General features: G+C 71.5%; 3 protein-coding genes. 2 read left to right on the forward strand and 1 reads right to left on the reverse strand.

Annotated elements, in window-relative coordinates; translation table 11 throughout:
• Positions 1–79 precede the first annotated feature (79 nt).
• Complete coding sequence (locus tag ACFWPJ_RS21450) at positions 80–253, reverse strand: hypothetical protein (RefSeq protein ID WP_378853940.1); 174 nt, start codon at positions 251–253, stop codon at positions 80–82.
• Positions 254–411: 158 nt separating this feature from the next.
• Here ACFWPJ_RS21450 and rsmI point away from each other — a divergent pair, with 158 nt between their 5' ends.
• Positions 412–1,251, forward strand: coding sequence for a 16S rRNA (cytidine(1402)-2'-O)-methyltransferase (gene rsmI, locus ACFWPJ_RS21455; RefSeq protein WP_378853950.1), 840 nt, complete (start codon positions 412–414; stop codon positions 1,249–1,251).
• A 171-nt stretch (positions 1,252–1,422) separates the two neighbouring features.
• On the forward strand, positions 1,423–2,175 hold the full coding sequence (locus ACFWPJ_RS21460) for an isocitrate lyase/phosphoenolpyruvate mutase family protein (protein WP_378853942.1): 753 nt from the start codon (positions 1,423–1,425) through the stop codon (positions 2,173–2,175).
• The last annotated feature ends 113 nt before the right edge of the window (positions 2,176–2,288 follow it).

A 2,288-nucleotide genomic window follows, 5' to 3' on the forward strand; every position in this document is an offset into this window, starting at 1 on the left:
CGCCGCGTGTGCACCTGCTCCTGCCCTGTGCCGGTTTGTGATTCGCTGGACAGACGGGGGGGGGGGGGTGTGTCGTTTATTAGCGGGACGGCCGCGGGGTGCGCGCCGCGCTACCCGCGAGCACGGCGGTGACCGCCCAGCCGCGGGCGGTGTCGAGCGGGCCGAAGTCGGGGGCGGGTCGCAGCGGAGCCGGCGCGACCAACGCCGCCGACCGCGACGGTGGCATCGCGCGCGTTTCGGTCACCGGGATCACGCACCGATCGTAGGCGGTGCGCCCATCGAAGTCCGACCCGACACTGTTCCCCCTTGTTTCCCGGCAGATGCGCGATCCGGCGCGGCGGGACCGCCTGACAGAATGGCCGAACACCCCCGCCGCCGCACTCGATCGGTACGGCCAAAATACCGGAGAGGCTGGACGACACTGTGTTGGTCTTAGCGGCTACACCGATGGGCGACATCGGGGACGCGTCCCAGCGACTGCGCGACGCCCTCGGCTCGGCCGATGTGGTCGCCGCCGAGGACACCCGCCGGACCAAGTCGCTGGCGAAGGCGCTCGGCGTGGAGATCACCGGCCGGATCGTCAGCTTCTACGACCATGTCGAGACGGCCCGCATCCCCGCCCTGCTCGACGACATCGCCGGCGGGCTCACCGTGCTCCTGGTGACCGACGCGGGCATGCCCTCGGTCAGCGACCCCGGCTATCGGCTGGTCGCCGCCGCCGTCGAACGCGACCTCCCGGTCACCTGCCTGCCCGGCCCGTCCGCGGTCACCACCGCCCTGGCCCTGTCCGGCCTGCCGGTCGAACGCTTCTGCTTCGACGGTTTCGCCCCGCGCAAGGGTGGCCAGCGCCGGGAGTGGTTGCGCACCTTGGCTTCCGAACAACGCGCCTGCGTCTTCTTCGAAGCACCGCACCGCCTCGCCGACTGCCTCGCCGACGCCGTCGCGGTCCTCGGCCCCGACCGCCGCGCCGCCGTCTGCCGCGAACTCACCAAGACCTACGAGGAAGTCGTCCGCGGCACCCTCGCCGAACTCGCCGCCTGGGCGGTCGAGGGCGCCCGCGGCGAGATCACCGTGGTCCTCGAAGGCGCCCAACCGGTTTCGGCCGACCCGGCTGACCTGGTCACCGAGGTGGAAACCCTGGTCGCGGGCGGAATGCGCCTCAAAGACGCCTGCGCCGAGGTCTCCGCAGGCCGCGGCGCCTCCCGCAAGGACCTGTACGAAGCAGTACTGGCCGCCCGCTCCGCCGAGTAGCCCGATCCTGTCGACCACCGCGCTGACCGTTCACTTTCCCGCCGATCGGTCGAAATCGGAACCATCTGGGCGTTCAGCGAATGCTCAGCGCATGCCCGCAGCGCTGTCGGCGGGCTCCGAAACAGGCCCTGGTCCCCGGCGCGGGCGTCCGCGGTGCGGCATCATCGCGGTATGACCTCTCTGGACGCGAAAGCGAAGACTCTGCTCGAACTGCACCGGCCGGGTGACCCGGTGGTGCTGCCGACCGTGTGGGACGCGTGGTCGGCGAATATCGCTGTGGCCGCTGGCTTTTCGGCATTGACCATGGGTAGTCACCCGGTTGCCGACTCGGTCGGGCGCAGTGACGGTGAGGGGATGACCTACGACGAGCTGCTCGCGCGCGTCACCCAGGTGACCGGGGCGGTGGACGTGCCGGTGTCGGTCGACATCGAATCCGGGTACGGGCTCGAGCCCGCGCGACTCATCGAGGGATTGCTCGCGGCGGGTGCGGTCGGGCTCAATATCGAGGACACCGTGCACAGCGAGGGCAAGCGGCTGCGTAGTCCCGAGGAGCACGCCGAGCTTGTGCGCGGGCTGCGCGCGGCCGCCGACGCGGCGGGGGTGCACGTGGTCGTCAACGCGCGCACGGACCTGTTCCTGCGTCAGGACGGGGACGAGGCCGACCGCGTCGACCGCGCGATCGCCCGGCTGACGCTGGCCGCCGCCGCGGGCGCCGACGTGCTGTACCCGGTGGGCTGGCATGACGATGAAGTCCTGCGCAGACTCACCGCCGAGCTGCCGTTGCCGGTCAACGTGGTCACGCGGCCGGAGACTCCGGCCAAGGACCGTTTCGCCGGACTCGGCGTCGCGCGGATCAGCTTCGGACCGCTCCTGCAGGCGGCGCTGGGCGCCGAAGCGAGCAAGCTGCTCGCCGCCTGGACCTGAGACGCGGCGTGGGGGGGGGGGGTGGTGGGGGGGGGCCCAGCTGGTTATTATTTGTTTGGAGTCTTGTGTCCGGGTGTGGCCACGGGCCGGGGCGCCGCGGGCAGCGGGGCGCG

The organism is Nocardia sp. NPDC058497, from assembly GCF_042720195.1.
Classification (GTDB): Bacteria; Actinomycetota; Actinomycetes; order Mycobacteriales; family Mycobacteriaceae; genus Nocardia.

Coding starts and splice junctions, on each gene's coding strand:
- ACFWPJ_RS21460 (WP_378853942.1), top strand. CDS start 1,423: ATGACCTCTCTGGACGCGAAAGCGAAGACTCTGCTCGAACTGCACCGG.